This window comes from Pseudofrankia coriaricola (assembly GCF_001854805.1).
Classification (GTDB): Bacteria; Actinomycetota; Actinomycetes; order Frankiales; family Frankiaceae; genus Pseudofrankia.
Map to the genome: position 1 here is coordinate 158,770 of NZ_MBLO01000147.1, position 20,309 is coordinate 179,078.

Sequence of the window (20,309 nt, forward strand, 5' to 3'; positions counted from 1 at the left end):
GCCGGGGCCGGCCTGGGCCGTCAGCCGGCGGCGGCGCGGCGCAGTGAGCGGTAGAGAAGCTGGGCGTCGCCGAGGCGGCGGCGCAGCGCCCGTTCCAGTCCGGCGATGGGGTAGAGGTTCTGGGGAGCGCGGCCGTCCTTGAACTCCTGGGAGGCGAACCGGGGGAGCACCGCCTGGCTCAGGTCGGCGAGCGCGACAGCCTCGTCCAGGGGCAGGTCGGCGCGGCATTCGACGCGGGCGACGCCGGCCCAGGGGGCGCCGGGGCGGCTGGGAAGCCGCAGGTACCAGGTGAACCGGTCCCAGCTGGCGTCCCGGCGGTTGTTCAGGAGGAAGATCGGCGTGCGTTCCGCCCGGCCGAGCGCGCCGACGACGGCGTGCTGCGCCGCCGGCAGGTACTGGGTGTGGTGGGTCTTGACGAAGCCCAGCGTGCGGGGCAGGCGTGTCCGGCCGCGCAGCGGGCCGTCAACGACGAGCAGGTCGTCCGCCTGCCCGGCGGACCGGTCGGCGGTGTGCTGGCCGGGCCGGCCGCCGAAGCCCTCGCCGAACTCGCCCGCGAGGACGTCCGCGAACGGGCGGTCGTCGTCATCGATGGTCTGGACCAGCTCATGGGCGCCGCGGGCCTTGGCGGCGATCCGTACCTCCAGCTCGAGCAGCTCCTGCTGCAGCGCCAGGGTGGGGCCGTCGGGGCCGTCCTTGGCCGTCCTGACGCGGTACCTGCCGCCGCCGGTGGCGAGGTCGACGGCGTGACTGGCGGCGGTGAAAAGGCCGCGGCGGACATGGGCCCCCAGCAGGTGGGCGCCCTGGCCGCAGCAGCAGACGACGCCGCAGGCGTACGAGGCGCAGATGGCCGGCGCGGCGGCGGTCGCCTGGCCGCCGTCCGGGGCGAGGTCATGGATCCACGCCCTCGCCTCGACCCGGCGCACGCCGTCCACGAACAGCACGGCCGAGGGCGCGGTGACGGACCGTGCCCTGGCCGAGGGCACGGCCATGGGCCGCCACGCCGCCGCCCGGACCTCGAGGTTCACCTCCACGCGGGCGCTGGAGTCCGCGAGGTCGTCCCCGGCCACGCTGGTGCCGTAGCTCGGGTCCCACGCGTCGACGCTGAACCGCATGCCCCGGGCGGCGAACGGCGTCACGCCCGAGGTAGTGAGGCCCGAGGTGAGGCCCGAGGTGGTCGTCAAGCGCTCTCCCTGGTGACAGTGGAGGTGCGCTGGTCGCGGCTCACCGCGAAACGGACGGGGACCCGTTCGGCCAGCGCGTGGACGTGCGTGACGATGCCGACCATCCGGCCGGCGCCGCCCGCGCCGCCGCCGGCCAGGTTCTCCAGGGTCGTCGCGACGACGTCGAGCGTCGCGTCGTCGAGGGTGCCGAACCCCTCGTCGAGGAAGATCGAGTCGAGTCGAGCCGCGCCGGCCGCCGCCATCATCGTGAGTTGTGCGGACAGTGCCAGTGCCAGTGCCAGGCTCGCCTGGAACGTCTCCCCGCCCGACAGGGTACGTACCGGGCGGCGGGAGTCGGCATCGGCGTGATCGACGACGATGAACTCGCCGTCCTCGTGAGTCAGCTCGAACTGCCCGCCCGACAGCTCCGCCAGCGTCAGCGACGCGTCGGCTACCAGCGTGTCCAGCGCCGCGGCGACCAGCCAGCGCTGGAACCCGTTCGAGCGCAGCAAGTTACCGAGCTGGTGGGAGACCTGCTCGGCTTCTCGCGCGCGGCTCAGCTCGTCGCGTAGCCCGGCGGCCTCGGCGCGCCGCTCGGCGATCCGATGCCGGTCCGCCCGGGCTCGCTCCAGAGCCACGGACACCGCGCGTGCCGCGGCGTCGGCGGCCGCGGAGGCGGGCAGCTCGACTCCGTGCGCCGTGAGCAGCTCGGTCAGCGCGCGTGCCGCGCCGTCCCTCGCCTGTTCGGCGCGGGTGACGGCGCCGCCCAGGCCGGGCAGCCGCCGCTCCCGCGCGGCGATCTCGGCGCCCGCCCATCCGGTGAGCGACGTCCAGTCGGCGAGCAGGTCATGGCTGGCGAGCGCCGGCGCGCCCAGCGCGACGACCCGGTCGCGCGCCCCGGCCAGCGCCGCGTGGGCCTCGCGCAGCGCGTCCTGGGCGCGGCGCAGCCCGGCTGTGGCCACGTCGGCCTCCGCGCGGGCCACGCGCAGCAGGTGGTCGGCGTCCCTGGCCGCCCCCGCGCGCCGGTCCAGCTCGGCGAGCGCCGCCGCCACCTCGGCGGCCGCGGGAGCGCCGGCGAGGGCGGCACGCAGCTGGGTGATCCGCGTGTCCAGGGACTCCAGCCGGCTCGCCACGGTCCGCTCGTCGTGCAGGGCCGCGACCTGGTCGTGTTCGGCCCGGTCCGCCGCGGACGACGCCTGGCCGTGGGCGCGGTCGGCGGCGGTGAGGGCCTCGCGGGCGACCGCCTCGCGGACCGCCGCGCCGCCGAGCTGGGTCGTCCGCTCGGCCGCGAACTCCCCGGCCCAGCCGACCAGCCGCGCCCAGCTTCCGGCCAGGTCGATCCCGGTCCCGCCGGTCGGGTCGTCGGGCTCGTCGACGAGGCCCGGCGCGCCCAGGGCGACGAACTGGTCACGGGCCGCCGCCAGCTCCGCGCGTGCTCGCGCACCCGCCGCCGCGAGCCCGGCGGCCGCCCGGTCGGCCGCGTCCGCGTCCCGGCGCGCCGCCGCCAGCTCGCGGGCCGTGTGCGCGACGGCCTGCTCGCGGCGGGCGATCTCGGCGAGACCCACCGCGGCGCCGTCCTGGTCCGGCGCGTCGGCGAGTCCGCGTCGCAGTTCGCCCTCGCGCTCCGTGAGCTGGCGCAGCCGAAGTCTGGCCTCGTACTCGGCCCGGCCGGCCTCGGCTGAGCGTTGCTCGCCGGCGTCCAGCGCCTTCCTGGCCGCGTCGAGCGCCGCGCGCGCCGACGCCAGCGCCGCTGGGTGAGCGGCGGCGGGCAGGGTGACGACCTCCCGTTCGCACACCGGGCAGGGCTCGCCCGCGACGAGGTGCGGGCGCAGCGCGGCGGCGAGGTCGCCCGTCTGGGCCCGCTCCAGCGCGGCGGCGGCGTCGCCGTGACCGCGGCGGGCATCCTCGACCGCCGTGATCGCCGCGTCCAGCGCGCTGCGCGCAACCACATGCGCCCGGTCGGCCTCGGCGCGCGCCGGCAGCAGCCGGTCGAGTTCGTGATGCGCGTCGCGGGCGCGTTCCAGGGCGGCCCGGTCGGGAGCGACGAGCAGCGCGGCCCGGGCGTCGTCGTCCGCCCGTTCCGCCGCCTGGCGGTGCCGCCCGGCCTCGGCGGCGGCGCGCTGGGCCGCGCGCAGCCTCCCCGCGGCCGCCACGACGCCCGGCGGGGTGCGCACGCTCGCCAGCAGGTCACGGTCGGCGCGCAGCCGGGCCACCTCGCCGGCAGCCTCCAGGGCCCGCCGGGAGGCCTCGTCCCGGGTGGCGGCCGCGGCGTCCCGGGCCTTGCGGGTGTCGGCGACCGCGGCGGTCACCCGGCCGAGGGCGGCGCGGGCGGCGGTATGGGTCGCCTGGGCTTCGGGCTGGGCCGCGAGCAGCCGGGCACGTTCCTCGTGGTCGCGGCTGGCCTGTTCGAGCGGGGCACGTTCGGGTGCCGCGGCCAGGTCGTCGCGGGCCGCGGTGTCGGCCCGCTCGGCCGCCTGCCGGCGCTCGGCCGCCTCGGCGGCGGCCCGGCTCGCCTGGGCCAGCCGGGAGGTGAGCTCGACGATGCCCGCCGGCATCCGGACCGCCGCCAGCAGGTCGCGCTCCTCGTGGACGCGGCTCAGCTCGGCGGCGGCCTCCTGTGCGGCGGCGGCGCTCGCGGCGGCCTCGGCGAGCGCGGCGTCGACCCTGCCGGCGACCTCGACGAGCGTGTCCACCCGCCCCGCGGCGCCCGCCTCGGCCTCCTCGGTGGCGTCGCGGTAGCCGGCCAGCCGCTCGTCGAGCACCTCGGCGCGGTGCCGCTGTTCGGTCGCCCGGTTGTTGGCCGCGACGCGGATCTCGTCGTAGACGCCCAGGCCGAGCAGTTTTGTGAGGATCTTCTGCCGGTCGGCCGGCTTGGCGTGCAGGAACTCGGCGAAGTCGCCCTGGGGGAGTACGACGCAGGAGCAGAAGTGCTCGAAGCTCAGGCCGAGCAGCGCCTCGACGGCCCTGCTCACCTCGGAGTCCGCCGCGACCACCTCGGTCTGGTCGCCGGGCGCGCCGAGCCCCGCCGGGTCGGCGAGCCTCTCCAGCCGGGCATTGCGCACCGTGACCCCGCCGCTGGCCATCCGGCGCAGCTCCCTGGCCGCCACATAGCGGCTGCCGGCCGCGTCGAAGACCAGCCGGACCGTGCCACGCGCCACCGTCGGCGCCAGCGCCAGCGACACCATCCGCCGGTCGTTCCACCGGGGCACCGACCCGTAGAGGGCGAACGTCATCGCGTCGATGACCGTCGACTTCCCGGACCCGGTCGGCCCCACGAGCGCGAAGTAGTCCGCGTCGGCGAAGTCCACCGCCGCCGCGTCCCGGAACGAGCCGAAACCGGCGATCTCCAGCAACACCGGCCGCATCAGCTCTCCCCCTCCGACGCTCCTCGGTCCCCGCATCCTCGGTCCCCGCCCGCCGCCGGGCCGGCGCGCTCCGCCACGCCGCGCCGGCCGGGGCCAGCCTCCCGACCAGCGGCGATGCCCGGGGCCGTCGGGCTAACCATGCCGGTCGGCTCCGACAGTTTCGTCGTGCAGGGCGGCGAAGAGCGCCTCGACCCGTTCGTCGGCGATGTTCTGCGTGCCGAGGTACTCGTGGAAGAGGTCCGCCGGGCCGCCCTGCCCGTCCGCGGGGCGGCTGGGCCGCGAGCCGGTGGCCGCGGCGGCGAACTCCGGGTCGATGCGCACCTCGAGCGCGTTCGGCAGCAGCTCCTGCACCTGCTCGCGCAGCCCGGCTCGCGCCGGCTCGCGCACCCACACCCGCAGCAGGGCGTCGCCGTACTCGGCCGCCGCCTCCGCGAGCTCCGCCACGGTGCCGCGCACCGTCCGCAGCCGCCGCCCCGCCGTGACCGGGATGTCGACGCCTTTCGCCGGGACGCCCGGCGCCGCGTCGACGACCCGGACCACCGGTACGTAGTCCTCCTCGCCGAAGTCGACGGCGAGCGGGGAGCCGCAGTACTCGACCGGGCAGGGCGCCGGCAGCGTCTGGCGGCGGTGCAGGTGGCCGAGCGCGACGTAGTGCGCGTCGGCGGGGAACGCCGTCGCCGGCACGTAGTAGTCAAAGATCGACTGTGCCAGCCGTTCGCCGCCGCCGAACCTCCCGCCGGTCACCGTGAGGTGCGCGAGCACCAGGTTGACCGCGTTGTCGTCGAAGCCCCGGGACAGCGCGGCGAGCAGGTCACGCACCATCTGGTCGTACTTCGCCGAGTTCTCCGCCGGCGTCTGGGTGACCAGCTCGGAGGCGCGCACCGCGTAGCGCTGCGACAGGAACGGCAGCAGGGCCACCCGCACGGGTTCACCGGTGCCACGGGCCGTGAACGCGACGACCCCGCCCTTCTCCGCCCTGCGCACCGTGCCGACCATCGTGATCCCGGCCGCCCGCATCAGCGGCCGGTACGCCTCGAACGAGCGCGGATGGTCGTGGTTGCCGGCGATCACGATCACCTCGGCGCCCGTGCCGCGCAGGCCGAGCAGGGTCTGGACAGCGAGCCGCTGCGCCTCCGCCGACGGTGCCGCCGAGTCGTAGACGTCGCCCGCCACCAGAACCGCGTCGACCTCCTGGGCGCGGGCGATGCCGACGACCTCGCGCAGCACCGCCTCCTGGTCGTCGAGCCGGCTGCGACCCTTCAGGGACTTGCCGATGTGCCAGTCGGACGTGTGCAGAAACCTCATGGCTGGCGGTCCTTCGTGGCGCGGCCGGGCGCGGGGCGCGCCCGCCGGTGGACGAGCGGCTCGGTGTCGGCGGTCAAGGCGGTGTCGGCGGTCAAAGCGGTGTTGACGGTCAGACGGTGATGGTGGTGAGAACGGCGACGGTGGTGAGAACGGCGCGGTGGTCAGAACGGTGGCGGGTCGTCGTCGGGGTCGGGCAGCTGGCTGAACGGGTCCGGGCGGGGCTGCGCGGGCACCGGCAGCCCGCCGTCGGGCGCGTCCGGCGCCTCCAGGCCGCCGTCGCCCGCCTCCGACGGCCGGGTCGCCCAGGCGGGGAACGGGAACGTGACGGCCAGCGGGACGGGGATCTCCGGCTGGGTGACGAACATCGTGCCCGGCTTCGCCAGTGTCGCCCTGGCTCGCTGACTGGGTGGCAGGAACCCGTACTCCGGCCGGGACGCCTCCGCCGGGTCGAGCCGGCCGACGATCCGGATCGCGCTGTTCGCGATGATCCGCCGTTCCACCTCGCTCGCCGTCTGCTGCGCGCCGACCAGGATGATGCCCAGGGACCGGCCGCGCTCCGCGATGTCGAGCAGCACCTCCTTGATCGGGCTCGTGCCGTCGCGGGGCGCGTACTTGTTCAGCTCGTCCAGCATCGTGAACAGCAGCCCGCCGGGGCCCGCGTCCTCCTTGCGCCGCATCTCCGCCGCGAGCACCACGCCGACGACGAACCGCTGCGCCCGCTCCGGCAGGTTGTGCAGGTCGACGACGGTCACCTGGTGGCCGGCCGTGCTGACCCGGCGGCCCGCGGCGTCCGACAGGTCGGCCCGGATGACCGTGCGCAGCGCCCGCAGCGACGAGCGCAGCCGGCGCACGAACGCGTTCACCGTGCCCGCGCCGGTCGCCGGCCCGGCCCACTTGGCCCGCGCGCCGTCGTCGTTCACCCGGTCGATGACGAAGTCGACGAGCTCCTCGTAGGTCCGCAGGACCTGCCCCTCGACCTTGACGGCGCCGTCCGCGCCGAACGGGACCGCGTCCAGGCGCAGCCGGTTCGTGACCTGGTGGACGACCATTGTGTACTGCTGGCGGTCGTCCTCGGAGTCCGCGAAGACGTAGGGGAGCAGCTCGTCCCGGCAGAACTCGAGCGGGGTCCACCAGAACGCGCTCACCCCGGACGTCCGGGCCGAGACATGCGGGCGTCCGGTGGTGTCTCCCGGCAGCGGCGGGGCGTAGAAGCCGGCGGAGGCGAACGGTTCGGCCGGCAGCCCCAGCCGGTCATAGACCGCGCGGATCTCGTCGGTCAGCCGGATGTTCGGCCGGTCGAGGAACAGCAGGTCCTCGCCCTTGACCGAGAACACCAGCGCCTTCGCGTTCACCGCCGCCCGGCCGAGCACGCCGCAGCGGAAGACCGAGTAGAGCAGGAAGAGCGCGAAGCTGGTCTTCGTCGCGACGCCGGAGATGCCGCTGATGGAGACGTGCGCGCCGCGGGTGCCGTCGAGGAACTCCAGGTTGATGTAGATCGGCGTGCCGTCGCGGCCCAGGCCGACCGGGACCTGACGGTCCATCTGGTCGAAGTAGAGCGCGGTCGCCCGCTCGTCGCCGGTGGCGCGCCGCACCAGCTCGCCCGGGCGGGGCGGGACGTAGATCTCCGGTTCCAGGCGCGTCGTCGTCACCTCGGCGATCTCCTGCACCTGGGCGGGCAGCACGCCCTCGGCGATCAGGAACACGTCCGAGTCGAAACTCGCGCCCTCGTGCCGCGCCTCGACCTGCGTGACCACCCCGGCCGTCATCACCGGCCCGACGCCGGGCACGGTGCGGACAGTGACGACCACGTCGTCCAACTGCAGGTAGCTGCCTTCGTTCAGCGCGACGTGGAAGAGCAGCGGCGTGGCTTCTTCCGTGCCCATGACCCGCCCGACCGGGGGGTTGACCGGCGTGGTGGCGGCGGCCGGCGCGCCCAGCGCGTCGTCGTCGTCGTCCGGACGCGGCTGTCGCGCGCCGTTCGGCGGCGCGCCGCCGCGACCACCGGCATCCGTCACCGTCACGGGTACGTCACCTCCACCGTCGCGCGGCCTGCCGTCCGGCGTTCGCTCGGCCAGGTACGCGTTCTCGTGCTCGGAGCGCGTCCGCCCGGACCGCGATCACGCCAGCCCCGCATTATCCGGCCGGCCGCGGCCGCGGCATGTTCGCCCGACTTCGGCGTGTCTCGTCGCATCCGATCCGGGACCGCCCGGCGCCCGGGCCGCGAAGCGCTAGCCGACCGCACCATATGCCGTGTTCCGGACAGTTTCGCCGGCCCACGGCTCTCGGCGTTTCTCCCCGGCCCATGCCGGTCGCGGGGCAACCGCGCGGTTCAGCCGGACGTCAGACCCACCATGACGCGTCGACGCCGCGCGGTCGCCTGGTATGCGCCGGTATGCCTGGTCGTCGCGCTCGCCGCGTGTGGCGGCGAGGCGCCCGCCCAGCCAGCTCCCGGCCCCACCGCGGGCACGGCCACCGCGTCGGCGGCCGGGGCGGACGGGGCGGGCGGGGCGGGAAGCGCGAGCCCGTCGCTAGGCACGTCGGCGTTCGGGCCGTCCGCTGGGCAGACGAATCGGCCGACCACCCCGCCGGCCGCGTCGGCCGTGCCGAGGCCGAGCAGCATCGGACCCCCGCCGCCGACGCCGGGGACCGGGCTGCCCGCCGGGCTGTTCGGGAAGGACTGGGAGCGCATCCCGACGGACCGCAAGATCGTCGCGCTGACCTTTGACGCCGGCGCCAACGCGGACGGTGTCACCCCGATTCTCGCGACGCTGGCGCGGGAGCACGTCGCGGGGACGTTCTTCCTCACCGGCCAGTTCGCGACCAGCTTCCCGGCCAAGGTGCGCGACATCGCGGCGTCCGGCGGACGGATGGGCAACCACTCGTCGACCCACCCGTACTTCACCAAGATCGACGACGCCGCGCTGCGCGGTGAGGTGCTGGGGGCCGAGCGCGACATCCTGGCGGTGGGCGGCAAGGACCCGCGGCCCTTCTTCCGCTTCCCGTTCGGGGACCGGAACGCGCATGACATCGCCGCCGTGAACGCGCTCGGTTATGTGCCGATCCGGTGGACGGTCGACACCCTCGGCTGGCAGGGCACCTCAGGCGGGCGCACCGCCGCCTCCGGCACCGCTCGCGTCCTGGACGCGCTGCAGCCCGGCGAGATCGTGCTCATGCACCTGGGCTCGCACCCGCAGGACCATTCGACGCTCGACGCCGACGCGCTGCCCGGCATCATCAGCGCCCTGCGCGACCGCGGCTACGGCTTCGTCACCCTGGACGCTCTCGTCGGATAGCCCGACCTCCACAGCCCCAACCGATGCCTCGCGGGCCGACGTTTCCGCCGTTTCCGCGCGCCGGTGCCCGGTGGTCAGCGGGCTCCGCGGATCAGCCGGCCGGGGCGGGCACCGGTGTCGACGCCGTCCCGGCGGGTGACGCTGCCCGCGACCATGGTGACGTCATAGCCGGAGGCGTCCTGGACGAGGCGGCGGCCGCCGGCGGGCAGGTCGTAGGCCATCCGCGGGGTGTGCAGGGTGAGACGGTCGAGGTCGACGACGTTGAGGTCGGCCCGCTTGCCCGGGGCGAGGATGCCGCGGTCGCCGAGGCCGAACAGGGCGGCGGTGTCGGAGGTCTGCTTCTTGACGACGTGCTCCAGCGGTAGCCGCTCGCCGCGGCGGCGGTCGCGGACCCAGTGGGTGAGCAGGAAAGTCGGATAGGAGGCGTCGCAGATCATGCCGCAGTGAGCGCCGGCGTCGGAAAGGCCGGAGACACCGGCAGGGTGTGTGAGCATCTCGCGGATCACGTCGTGGTTGGCGTCGGCGTAGTTGAAGAACGGGATCATCAGCATGGCAGTCGCCGGGTGGTCGGTGCCGGCGGCCTGTTCCAGCATCAGGTCGTAGAGAGCCTCGAGGCCGCTGACGCCGCGCTGCTCGGCGATGGCGGCGACCGTCCGCTCGCGGGTCGGCTCGTAGTCGGGCGGGTCACCCATCGCGTAGAGCCGATCCAGACTGAAAGCGATCACGTCCTTCATGGCGTCGAACTGCCTCGTGCGGTCGACGGGCAGGTCCCCCTCGGCCAGGATCGCCTTCCTGACCGCCGGCTTCGCCAGCTCGAAGCCGCGCTCAGCCGGGGACAGGTGCGCGAGAGCGCGGAACGACGGCCGGTGGGTGAAGGCGTGGTGGCCGGCGAAGCCGATGAGCATCCCGAACGGACGGGCCGCGATCTGCGGGTACAACGGCGATCCCGCCTGGAACGCGGCGGCGGAGGACTCCATCAACTCACGCCACATGGTGGGGGCGGCATCAACCTGGAGCAGCGCATAAGAAACCGGGCGGTCGATCTCCTTGGCTAGCCGGCGCATCCAGTCGAGCTCGCGGGCCGGGGCGACGAGGTCCTCGCCGGCGGAGCCGGTCGGCGCCAGCTCGAAGACGGCCCGCCCACCGCGCGCCATGGCTCGGCCAAGCCCGAACAGCTCGTCCTCGGCGGCATAGGTCCCCGGGACGGGCTCGCCGTTCATCGCCCGGTGCGCGACCGTCCGTGACGTGGAGAAGCCGAGCGCGCCGGCCTCGATCGCCTCCTGGACGAGGCGAGCCATGGTGGCGATGTCGTCCGCGGTCGCGACCTCGTTGCGGGCGCCGCGGTCGCCCATGACGTAGGCACGGACTGGCCCATGCGCGACCTGGACGCCGAAGTCGACGGCGAGCTCCCGGCCGGCGATCCGGTCGAGGTAGCCGGGGAAGGACTCCCAGCCCCAGGTCATCCCCTCGGTGAGAGCCGTGCCTGGGATGTCCTCGACGCCTTCCATCAGCTCGATCAACCACGGCTCGCGGCCGGGGGTCACCGGCGCGAAGCCGACGCCACAGTTGCCGGACACCACGGTCGTGACCCCGTGTGAGCTGCTTGGCTCCAGCAACGAGTCCCAGGTGACCTGCCCGTCGTAATGGGTGTGGATGTCCACGAACCCCGGAAGGACGTACTTGCCGGTCGCGTCGGTCGTCTCTGCAGCCTCGGTCTCGATTCCGCTGGATAAACCGTCGGATCGACGTATGTCGACGATCCGCCCGTTCTTGACGCCGATGTCGGCGCGGAACGGCGCCGCCCCTGTGCCGTCCACTACCAGGCCGCCGACGATTTTCGAGTCCAACATTCCGGATTCTCCACTTCGAGGCGGTCGACCCGGCACAACGCCGAGGCGTCACCAAGCCGGCACCGAAAGAACATATACAATATCCACAGTATGACTCGCATCACGGTGCCGATGGAAGAGGTGGCCGGCACGGGCGAACGGCCCCCGCCTAACCCGGCCCCGACGCAGGCGGCGGTCACCAGGTGGATATTTCTGGCCTTGACGGCAATTCGCCGTGCAGCCTTGCCTCATGCCCGATGACACGGCCCAGGGTTTCGACCGCTGGCGGTGCCAGTTCGAGGCCAACAGACACCGGCGTGACCCGGACTGGAACCAGGGCGCCGAGATCCCGGCGGTCCTGGCGGCGAGCCTCGCCAGGTTCCAGGTCGGCGAGGGTGGCGACGGCGACGGGATGATCCGCGCCGCCACGCGCGCGGGTGACGGCTACCTCGCGGCCGCGCGGCTGTTCGTCGGCGAGGAGCGCGACCATGCGCGGCTGCTCGGCCGGCTGCTCGCCGCCGGCGGCCGGCCGGCCATCGCGGCGCACTGGAGTGATGCCGCCTTCCGGTCGCTGCGCTGGCGTGCCGGCCTGCGGCGGGAGGTGATGGTGCTGACCGTCGCCGAGGTGTGTGCGCTGCGTTACTACGAGGCCATCCGTGACGGCGCGGACGACCAGCTGACTCGCGAGGTCGCCGCGCGCATCCTCGCGGACGAGGAAGAGCACGTCCCGTTCCACGTCCACCGGCTGCGCCTGGATCTCTTCAGCCTGCCCGCGCCGGCGCGCGTCGCGCTCGCCGCCGCCTGGTGGGCACTGGCCATCCCCTCCGCCGCGGTGGTGGCCGTCGACCACCGCGGCGCCCTGCGCCTTCTCGGGGTCCCGGCGGGGCGGTATCTCACCGAGACGCTCAGGCTGTTCGGCTCCGTCACCCGGGCGACGCTCACGCCCGAGCCCGTCGGGGCGGAAGATCGACCGGTCCGGGCGGGGCCCGCGGACGGCCCCGGGCCGGCGGTATGACCGCCGAAACCCAGTTGGCGCGCCTGGGAGAATGGTGGACGACGAAGGAGGGGAGTCCCTGTGAGCAACCACGAGGTGCCACCGCTGCTCGGCCAGGTCGCCGACGCCGTGTCCGGGGCGATCGGTCGCGTCCGCCCCGAGCTGGCGGGAGCGGACCCCGTGGTGCGCCGGTCCGAGCACGCCGACTTCCAGGCCAACGCGGCGCTGGCGCTCGCGAAGCGGGCCAGAGCCAGGCCCGCGGACCTCGCCGCGGAGCTGGTCGCGGCGCTCGGCAGCGGGCCGATCGGCACGGTCGAGGTGTCCGGTCCCGGCTTCCTGAACATCAGGGTTCCCGACGCCGTGGTCTGGGGGCAGGTGGCGGCGCGGCTGGGGAGTTCTCGCCTGGGAGTCGGCCTGCCGGACGACGGGCGGCGGACCGTGATCGACTATTCCGGGCCGAACATCGCCAAGGAGATGCACGTCGGGCATCTGCGGACGACGATCATCGGCGACAGCCTCGTCCGGGTACTGGGCTTCCTGGGAGAGGAGGTCGTCCGGCAGAACCATCTCGGGGACTGGGGCACCCAGTTCGGGATGCTGATCCAGTACCTCGACGAGCATCCCGAGGCCGCCTGGCACCAGGACGAGCTGTCCGCCGGCACCTCGTCTGTGTCGGCCCTGGACGAGCTGTACAAGACCGCCCGCAAGGAGTTCGACGCCGAGCCGGCCTTCGCCGACCGTTCCCGGCAGCGGGTGGTCGACCTTCAGTCCGGCGACCCCGCCACCCTGGCCAAGTGGAAGGAGATCGTCGCCGAGTCCGAGAAGGCCTTCCGCGTCATCTACGACCGCCTTGGCGTTCTGCTGCGTCCCGAGGACTCGGTCGGCGAGTCGTTCTACAACCCCATGCTCGCGGAGACCATCGACGAGCTGGTCAGGGCCGGGCTGGCCGTGGAGAGCGACGACGCCCTGGTGATCTTCTCCGAGGAGGTCACCGGCCCCGACGGCAGCCCGGTGCCGCTGATGGTCCGCAAGCGCGACGGTGGCTACGGCTATGACACCACGGACCTGGCGACGATCCGCTACCGCATTCATGACCTCAAGGCGACCCGGCTGCTGTATGTCACCGACTCCCGGCAGGCGCTGCACTTCAAGATGATCTTTGAGGCTGCCCGCAGGATGGGCTGGCTCACCGACGCCATCGAGGTAGAGCACGTCCCCTTCGGCACCGTGCTGGGCAAGGACGGCCGGCCGTTCAAGACGAGGGCGGGTGGCACCGTCCGGCTGATGGACCTTCTCGACGAGGCGGTCGCGCGTGCCCGCGCGGTCGTCGCGGAGGCGGAGAAGAACCCGGAGCTGACGGACACCGATCTCGACCAGATCGCCGAGCTGGCTGGAATCGGGGCGGTCAAATATGCCGACCTGTCGACGTCACGGGTCAAGGACTACGTCTTCGACCCCGACCGCATGGTCTCGTTCAACGGAAACACCGGCGTCTATCTGCAGTACGCGCACACCCGGATCCGGTCGATCCTGCGGCGGGCGGGTGACCCCGAGGTAATCGTCGACCCCGGTGTGGCCCTGGAACCCGCGGAACGAGCCCTGGCCCTCCAGCTCGACGGCTACAGCGCCATGCTGAATGAGGTCAGCACGACCCTCGAGCCCCACCGCCTGTCCGGCTACCTGTACGAGCTCGCGCGGGACTTCACGACCTTCTACGAGTCCTGCCGCGTCCTCGACGCCGACGAGCCCATCCGCTCCAACCGCCTGGCCCTCTGCCAGCTGACCGCCCGCACCCTCGCCCACGGCCTGTCGCTCCTAGGCATCACGGCCCCCGAACGCATGTGACCCCACACCCCCTATAGCCAAGGCCATCCACCCGGCCCTGCTCCGCGCCGGCCCCTCGCCCCAGGGCCCGGCGCGGAGACCCGCCCCACGCACGAGCCGCACCCCGGCCTCGCCGTGAGCCGGAGGGGGTTCCAGGGGGCGAAGCCTCCCTGGCGCGGGTTCCGGGGCTGGGCGCCGAAGCGAAATACCGTGGAAGCCCGGAAGCAGACCGAAGGTTTGCGACCGGGCAACCGGCCGAGCCCCGTGGTGGTCCACGGCTCGCTGTTGGAGCGGGCGCGGCGCGAGGATGCCCGCTACTGGGAGGAACACGCCGTCCGAGCTCCTCGGACGAGCTGCGGCGCCCCGGTCGTCATCATGACCACCGACTTCCTCACCTACGGCAGCACCGCGGACGCCGCTGGGAGCTTCCCGACCCACTCCTGGCCCACCTGGCCACCGAGGTCATCCGGGTGCCTACGCTCGCCCTCTCCCCGAGGACACCTCCGCCGACCGGTTCACGATCTTCGGTGAGCGCAACCGGCGCCAGCTCGCCGACGCCGCCTGCCTCGCCTGCGATCGACTCGTGGCGGTGTCTGCCCGAGTGCTGTCTACCGGAGCACCGGCACCCGGACGCGACCAATTCGCCCCACGCCCGGCCACCGCCTACCTCGAACCGTCGCCCTACCGCCCGCCGTCGGAGGCCGCCGAGATCGCCGACCTGCTGCGCGGCCACGGCTACCAGGTCTCCACCGCCACCAGGTTCCACGACCACGACCCGCGCACCGCCGCGATCGCCGACTGGGACGCGGCGCTGGCGGCCGAGCTGGTCGTCGCCGACGTGTCCGGCCCGGAGGCCCCACCCGGAGCCGCGGCGATGATCGGCGCCGCCGCCGCCACCGGCCGCACCGCCCTGGTCTGGCAGCCCGTCCCGGCCTGGACCTTCTCGCCAGGCCGCGAGCCGAACTGGCGCAACCTGATGATTCAGTACGCGGTCGGCGGCGTTTTCCAGGACACCGCCGGGCTCCTGGCCCTGATGGGCACCTGACCCTGCCGGAGACGGTTACTTTCCGGTGGTGCGGAGATACTTCCGCGGCACGTTGCTGCCAGCCACGGCCTCGGCGGGACGGCGGTTTCGATCCTGTCAAGGTCGTCCTGGGCAGCTCGACGGACACGGCCGCGGCGTTCTCTCCAGGTGGGTGATCCGTTTGGTGCCCGGAACCGGCACGACGTCTGGCCCCTGATGCTGCAGCCAGGCCAGCGCCAGCTGCCCCGCCGTCGCGCCCTTCTCCTCGGCCAGCGTTCGCGGCGCGGCCACGATCCGCGGGCTGCCCGGTGGGCCGCCTGGTGGGCCGCCTGGTGGGCTGACCGGTGGGCTCGGCCGGGGGTTGGCCGGCTGTTGGCGGGGCTGAATCATTGGTTGGATCAGGAGGTAATGAGGGTTGTCCTTTTCCGGATCGTCGGGGATCCTTTCCTGGCGGCAGCGAAGAAAGTAGGAACTCGATGTCCACTGTGACCGACCAGCCTCGCCCGACCGGTCAGCCGGCCTATCCGGTCCGTATCGACGCGGCGCCCGGCCCCGACTCGGAGCTCTCGCGTTGGCTCTGGCTCGTCAAGTGGGTGCTGGCCATCCCGCATGCCATCGTCCTGTTCTTCCTCTGGATAGCGGCGCTGGTGCTCAGCATTGGCGCGTTCTTCGCGATCCTGTTCACCGGCCGCTACCCGCGCGCTGTCTTCTCGTTCAATGTCGGGGTTCTTCGCTGGTCCTGGCGGGTGAACTACTACAGCTACGGTGCGCTCGCCACCGATCGCTACCCACCGTTCACGCTGGGCGAGGTCCCCGACTACCCGGCGCGCCTGTCGGTCGCCTACCCGGACCGGCTGTCCCGCGGCCTGGTCCTCGTGAAGTCCTGGCTGCTGGCCATCCCGCACTACCTGATCGTCGGCCGTCTCGGCAACGCCCTGGCCGGCCTCCTGACGCTGTTCGCGGGGGTGATCATGCTGTTCACCGGCCGCTACCCGCAGTCCGTCTACGACCTGGTTCTCGGCCTGCGGCGGTGGGCTCTGCGCGTCTGCGGCTACGCGATGTTGATGACCGACAGCTACCCACCGCTCCGGCTCGACATGGGCGGTCCCGACCCCGCCGCCTCTGACCTCACCTGAGGCTGCCTCGCGGGAACGGCCCGAGCGACGGATGCCCGGGCCGGCCTGAACTACTGCCGCGTCAGCCAAGGTTGGCCCGTCGGTACCACCGCGCCGTGGGCTTGATCGTCGGATCTGTACCCATGTCTCAGGTGGTACAGGCTTCCCGTCCGCGCAGGTCGGGCCTAGGTTTGACCCCATGGCGCACCGTCGGTTGCGGTATGTCGCCTACCCGCGTCGGTCGATCGACCAGACGGGGGAGGCTCTGGGGGTCGAGGCCCAGCGAGAGCTGATCTTGCTGCGGGCGGCTCCGCATGGCGTGACGGTGATCGAATGGTACTGCGACAACGGGATCACGGCGAGCCGTGATGACGTGGTCCGGCCGGACTACGAGCGGATGATCGCGGACATCCGGGACAGTGCGGATGTGCCGATGGTGCTGGTCGTGGAGGCCTCCCGGCTCAACCGCGAGGAGACGGCCGTGGCCGCGTTCTCGAAGCTGATGCGGAACGCGGTCGGGTCGGTCCTGGCGATCGACGTGTCGGGCGGGGCCACCGCCTACGATCTGGCGACCACGGCGGGCCGGGTGGCGTACCGCGACAAGGCCACCGATGCGGTCAACGAGTCTGAGCAGATCAGTGACCGGATGTACCGGTGGCACGCGCGCAAGCGCAACGCGCACGAGTGGGCCGGTGGGGCGAAGCCGTATGGGTGGCGCCGGACGGTGGATCTGTCCCCGAACGGCCGAAAGATCGTTATCACGTAAGTGATCGACGATGGGCAGGCCGCGGTTGTCCGGGAGATCGCGCGGCGTCTGGCCGCTGGTGAGGCGACGGGGAAGATCTGCACCGATCTGAACAGTCGCGGGATTGTGGGTCCGGGTAAGACGCACCACGATCATGCCCCGACGATGTGGGCGATGACGACTGTTCGCCTGATGATGCGTAACCCGCGCCTGGCTGGGTGGTACGCGGAACTGACCCCGGACGGTTCGTGGTCGCGTGTCGCGCGCAGCGGCAAGTTTCCCGCGATCTTGTCGGATGCCGAGTTTGACGCTGTGCAGGTGGCGTTGGACGCCGTGCGTAGGCGCCGGACAACGGGTGTGGCGGTTCGGCATCTGCTTTCTGGTGTGGTGGTCTGCTCGGTATGTAGCGCCCAGCTTCGCGTAGTGCGGGTGGGCGAGTCAGGGGTTCGCTACAACCACCCGTCGCTGACTATGGCGCGTAGGCGTACTCGGAAGGACTGTGAGGGGCCGACGTCGATCGACGGTGTGGCGCTGGAGGCTCACGTGCGGCTCGCGGTGAGCGCCTTTCTGGAGCGCCGGTCGTGGGAACGCCCGGAAGAGACCCCGGCCGCGTTGGTGGAGCAGAAGGCGGCGAAGGAACGGAAACTCGATGAGCTTGCCGTGAAGGTGGCCCGCGAGGAGATGACGCTCGAACTCGCGGGGCGGACCGAGAGGATTATCCTCGCGGAGATCGTGGGTGGCCATGCCGGCGAGAACGTGCACGATGATCGCCGTCATGGCGTCGGTGGGTTCGGGGGCGCGTGCGAGTTGTTCGGCGAGCCAGTGTCGGACCGCGTCTGTGTCGTGCGGGTGGGCGGGCTCGTCAGCGGTGGTCATGGCGGGGTTCCTCCTGTAGCGGGTAGCGGCGGGTGCGGGTCGCCGGGGTGGCTGTCGGGCGGGTTTCGGGCGTGGCGGGCCGCTGGGCGCTACCCGCTACGCGGTGCGGTGTACGCAGGTCAGAGGGCCGTGGGGAGTAGCGGGGGGTGTAGCGCCGCCGCTACACCCCCGGCTCGGCCGCTACCTCGTCGGCGCGGCGGCGCTGGGCATCGCGGACCGCGTCGGCGCGGGCTTCCTTCTGGCGGCCCTGGAGTCCCTCCCAGACGAACCACGGCACGCGGCCCGCACACTGCTCGCGATCGGCGGGAAACCACGAACGACCCTCACCACCCGCCGCGCCATCGCGGCCCGCCCCTACGGCGTCGGCGCCGACCGATTCGCCCGCGCCTACGAGGACGACGTCATTACGACACTCGCCATCGCACTGGCCGAACGCGCCGACCCCAATGCGACGCTGCCCAGCAGTCGACCACGGTGGCCGCCGCCACCGTTCCGCGCAGCCCGCCGCCGCACCGCATGACCCGAAGATATGATGCTTCCCCTCGGCAGGGTAGAACTCTGCATGTCGTCACGTCCGAACAATGGAGGGCCCTATGCCCGTCAGTCCGCGGCTTGAAAGAAGGATTAGGAAAGACTTTCCCGCGGACTCGGAAGCCGTAATTTCGATGCTCCATGAAGCGGAACGTATATCGCTCGGCGACGACGGCGACCGTAACGGCGACGCCCGTGGCAGAGAACGCATTCTGGGTGCGGTCATTGTGGCATCCAGGGGGACATCGACAGGCTGATCGAGGCCTTGGAACTTTTGGTGGTGGACTGGCGCGATCTGCTGATGGAGGCTGACCTCGGGGAAGATGACTGGCCTTCGAGACTGGACGAATTTCTTGACTCGGAAGACGGCTGATCTGGAAGTCGCGTGACCTGGCTGGTCTGCCGACCAGATTCTTGAAACCCTCGCCGCCTGCTGCAAATGAATTGACGACTGAGGACGCGGGCTGTAGCTAGCGCACAAGGTTGACGTCCAACCGCTTCGCAAACGACGCAAGCAGACGAGTAGCCTCGCGGAGTGATCTGGGCGCAGCCAGAGATCTCCTCACGTCGTTGGCGAGTTGGGAAATGCTGGCGATTGCGAGCCCTGAGTGAATATCGTCCGAGCAGTCGACAAGGTCACTCACTGTCGACTCTGCGTAGGTCCACGCGCTGGCATGCACTTGGGCTCGGGCCAGGTTGGCCAATGAAAGAGACAAATAGAGATTGTCCGATCGGGTTGCAAGATATTCTTGCCACGAGTCGATCGCATCCTCATACTCGCCCAGATCATCGAGTAGAGCGGCTTCATGCCAACGCATCTGTTCATCGTTTATCCACCATGACCAGTATGGGTCGGTGTCTCTGGGGCCGTCGCCGAACTCGGCCATGGCCTTCTGTCAGACTTGCTTTGCGTCGTTCTCCCCGCGCCGGGCGAGTGCGCGTGCCTCACGCAGGTGGAACAACGAGGACAGGCGGGGCGAGAGTTCCTGCTCCAGTACGCCGCGTGCAAGGTAAAGCGACTCGGTAGCCCTGTCTGTTTCGCACATATGCATGGACTCATTCTGGATAACAAATATTTCCATGCTACGATCACCTGCTGCTGCGGTGTGGTGCAGTGCCCGGCTGTTTGCCCGGTCGACGTCATCGGGTCGGGCGGCGTCGATGAGCTGCCAGCCGGCGACCTCGTACAGTTCGGCGGCTGCCGCGTGTGCTTCGGAATGATAGCCGGGACGGACTCCCGCTTCGACCTGACGTCTGCCGACTCGTCGCCCCGTGGAAAGGGAAGATCCCGCGCGTGCGGGGACGACCGCTGGTCTGGTCTGTGGCCACACACGCGACGCGGAAGATCCCCGCGCGTGCGGGGACGACCGCCACGCGACCTTTCCTCACCGAGGACGAGCCCATGTGGCGCTTCTTCGCTCCCGAGCTGCGCCGGCGGCTCTCCGATCTCCAGGCGGCGGCCAGCACGGCGGACCGGGTGCGCGCCGCGCTCCACGAGATCCTTCCTGCTGGCGACAGCGCCATGGCCGCGGTGGCCCACGAACTCGCCACCAGCCCCCGCACCCTGCAACGCCAGCTCCAGGCCGAGGGAACCAGCTACCAGACCGTGCTCACCAGCACTCGCGAGGAGCTCGCCCGCCACTACCTCACGAACAGCACGCTCAGCACCGCCAAGATCGCCTACCTGCTCGCCTACGACGACACGAACTCCTTCTACCGGGCCTTCCGCACCTGGAGGGACGCACCCCCGACTCCGTTCGGGCCGAACACGCCGCACGCCCGCACGCCCTGTCCGTCGTCTAGGCATCCGCCGCCGCGTCGACCCGCAGGGTCGACGATCACTCCATGGCACCCGTTGTCCATGTCCTGTGGCACGTCCAAATGTAACCACGAGGGTTACATTTGGAGTTACATTCCCCGCCGATCATGGGCCAGTCGAGCTGGAGGCGCTGCGCGCTAGGTGCGGCGGCCCGCCAGCAGGTTGCGCTCTGTGGGCTATCGGTGGCTGCCCTGGTGGAACCGGTGGGCTGACCACAAGTGTGGGTAAACGGTGGTCAAGATTTAGACCGCCAACCGGGCGACCGCTAGAATCGCGCTTGCCACCTGGACTTTCGTGGGTGCCCCCGGGGAGGCTCGTACAGCATCCGCGCGACTTTCGGTGTGGGGTCCGGGGCTCGGCCCCGGAGCAACATCGCGCGGGAGCCTGGGAGCAACCTCCGAAGGAGTTGCGAACAGGCAAAGCCGATCG

14 protein-coding genes and 1 pseudogene are annotated in these 20,309 nt (G+C 71.9%); 9 read left to right on the forward strand and 6 right to left on the reverse strand.

The genetic code is table 11. From position 1 onward, the window contains the following. Positions 1-20: 20 nt before the first annotated feature. The 4 genes from BCD48_RS20580 to BCD48_RS20595 all read right to left on the reverse strand — a co-directional run bounded on the left by BCD48_RS20580 (position 21) and on the right by BCD48_RS20595 (position 7,851). Positions 21-1,181, reverse strand: a complete 1,161-nt coding sequence (locus tag BCD48_RS20580) for a hypothetical protein (protein ID WP_083418950.1) — start codon at positions 1,179-1,181, stop codon at positions 21-23. Further along, positions 1,178-4,525, reverse strand: a complete 3,348-nt coding sequence (locus tag BCD48_RS20585; protein ID WP_071050018.1) for an AAA family ATPase — start codon at positions 4,523-4,525, stop codon at positions 1,178-1,180. The genes BCD48_RS20580 and BCD48_RS20585 overlap by 4 nt, the downstream gene beginning before the upstream one ends. A gap of 132 nt (positions 4,526-4,657) precedes the next feature. Beyond that, positions 4,658-5,830 (reverse strand): metallophosphoesterase family protein, encoded by a 1,173-nt coding sequence (locus tag BCD48_RS20590; RefSeq protein ID WP_071050019.1) that lies wholly within the window; start codon positions 5,828-5,830, stop codon positions 4,658-4,660. 161 nt (positions 5,831-5,991) lie between these two features. Then, the gene (locus BCD48_RS20595; RefSeq protein WP_116271594.1) at positions 5,992-7,851 is read right to left on the reverse strand and encodes an ATP-binding protein; all 1,860 of its coding nucleotides are present in this window, start codon (positions 7,849-7,851) and stop codon (positions 5,992-5,994) included. A gap of 330 nt (positions 7,852-8,181) precedes the next feature. On the opposite strand from BCD48_RS20595, the gene BCD48_RS20600 reads away from it, so the two are divergent. Next, on the forward strand, positions 8,182-9,123 hold the full coding sequence (locus tag BCD48_RS20600) for a polysaccharide deacetylase family protein (protein ID WP_071050020.1): 942 nt from the start codon (positions 8,182-8,184) through the stop codon (positions 9,121-9,123). A gap of 74 nt (positions 9,124-9,197) precedes the next feature. Here the strand turns inward: BCD48_RS20600 and BCD48_RS20605 are convergent, their stop codons facing one another. Further along, complete coding sequence (locus BCD48_RS20605) at positions 9,198-10,973, reverse strand: N-acyl-D-amino-acid deacylase family protein (RefSeq protein ID WP_071050021.1); 1,776 nt, start codon at positions 10,971-10,973, stop codon at positions 9,198-9,200. A gap of 229 nt (positions 10,974-11,202) precedes the next feature. Here BCD48_RS20605 and BCD48_RS20610 point away from each other — a divergent pair, with 229 nt between their 5' ends. The 7 genes and pseudogenes from BCD48_RS20610 to BCD48_RS53900 all read left to right on the forward strand — a co-directional run bounded on the left by BCD48_RS20610 (position 11,203) and on the right by BCD48_RS53900 (position 18,050). Beyond that, entirely contained in the window at positions 11,203-11,967 is a 765-nt protein-coding gene (locus tag BCD48_RS20610; RefSeq protein ID WP_071050022.1) for a ferritin-like domain-containing protein, read from the forward strand. Between the two features lie 60 nt (positions 11,968-12,027). Further along, entirely contained in the window at positions 12,028-13,791 is a 1,764-nt protein-coding gene (gene argS, locus BCD48_RS20615; protein WP_083418951.1) for an arginine--tRNA ligase, read from the forward strand. Between the two features lie 580 nt (positions 13,792-14,371). Next, positions 14,372-14,815, forward strand: coding sequence for a hypothetical protein (locus BCD48_RS49435; RefSeq protein WP_071050023.1), 444 nt, complete (start codon positions 14,372-14,374; stop codon positions 14,813-14,815). A 455-nt stretch (positions 14,816-15,270) separates the two neighbouring features. After that, positions 15,271-15,930: a DUF4389 domain-containing protein gene (locus tag BCD48_RS20625; protein ID WP_071050024.1), complete on the forward strand. Its 660-nt coding sequence runs from the start codon at positions 15,271-15,273 to the stop codon at positions 15,928-15,930. A gap of 178 nt (positions 15,931-16,108) precedes the next feature. After that, positions 16,109-16,675, forward strand: a complete 567-nt coding sequence (locus BCD48_RS20630; RefSeq protein WP_071050025.1) for a recombinase family protein — start codon at positions 16,109-16,111, stop codon at positions 16,673-16,675. Continuing rightward, positions 16,676-16,972, forward strand: a pseudogene (locus tag BCD48_RS56760) (recombinase family protein); the annotation flags it as partial. It lies immediately after the preceding gene. A gap of 661 nt (positions 16,973-17,633) precedes the next feature. Further along, positions 17,634-18,050, forward strand: coding sequence for a hypothetical protein (locus BCD48_RS53900; RefSeq protein ID WP_071050027.1), 417 nt, complete (start codon positions 17,634-17,636; stop codon positions 18,048-18,050). A 481-nt stretch (positions 18,051-18,531) separates the two neighbouring features. Here BCD48_RS53900 and BCD48_RS50755 read toward each other — a convergent pair whose 3' ends face one another. After that, entirely contained in the window at positions 18,532-18,948 is a 417-nt protein-coding gene (locus BCD48_RS50755; protein WP_131804067.1) for a hypothetical protein, read from the reverse strand. A 515-nt stretch (positions 18,949-19,463) separates the two neighbouring features. Between BCD48_RS50755 and BCD48_RS46885 the strand changes: the two genes are divergently transcribed. Beyond that, positions 19,464-20,021 carry a helix-turn-helix domain-containing protein gene (locus BCD48_RS46885; protein ID WP_083418955.1) on the forward strand — a complete coding sequence of 186 codons (558 nt, stop codon included), beginning with the start codon at positions 19,464-19,466 and terminating at the stop codon, positions 20,019-20,021. The last annotated feature ends 288 nt before the right edge of the window (positions 20,022-20,309 follow it).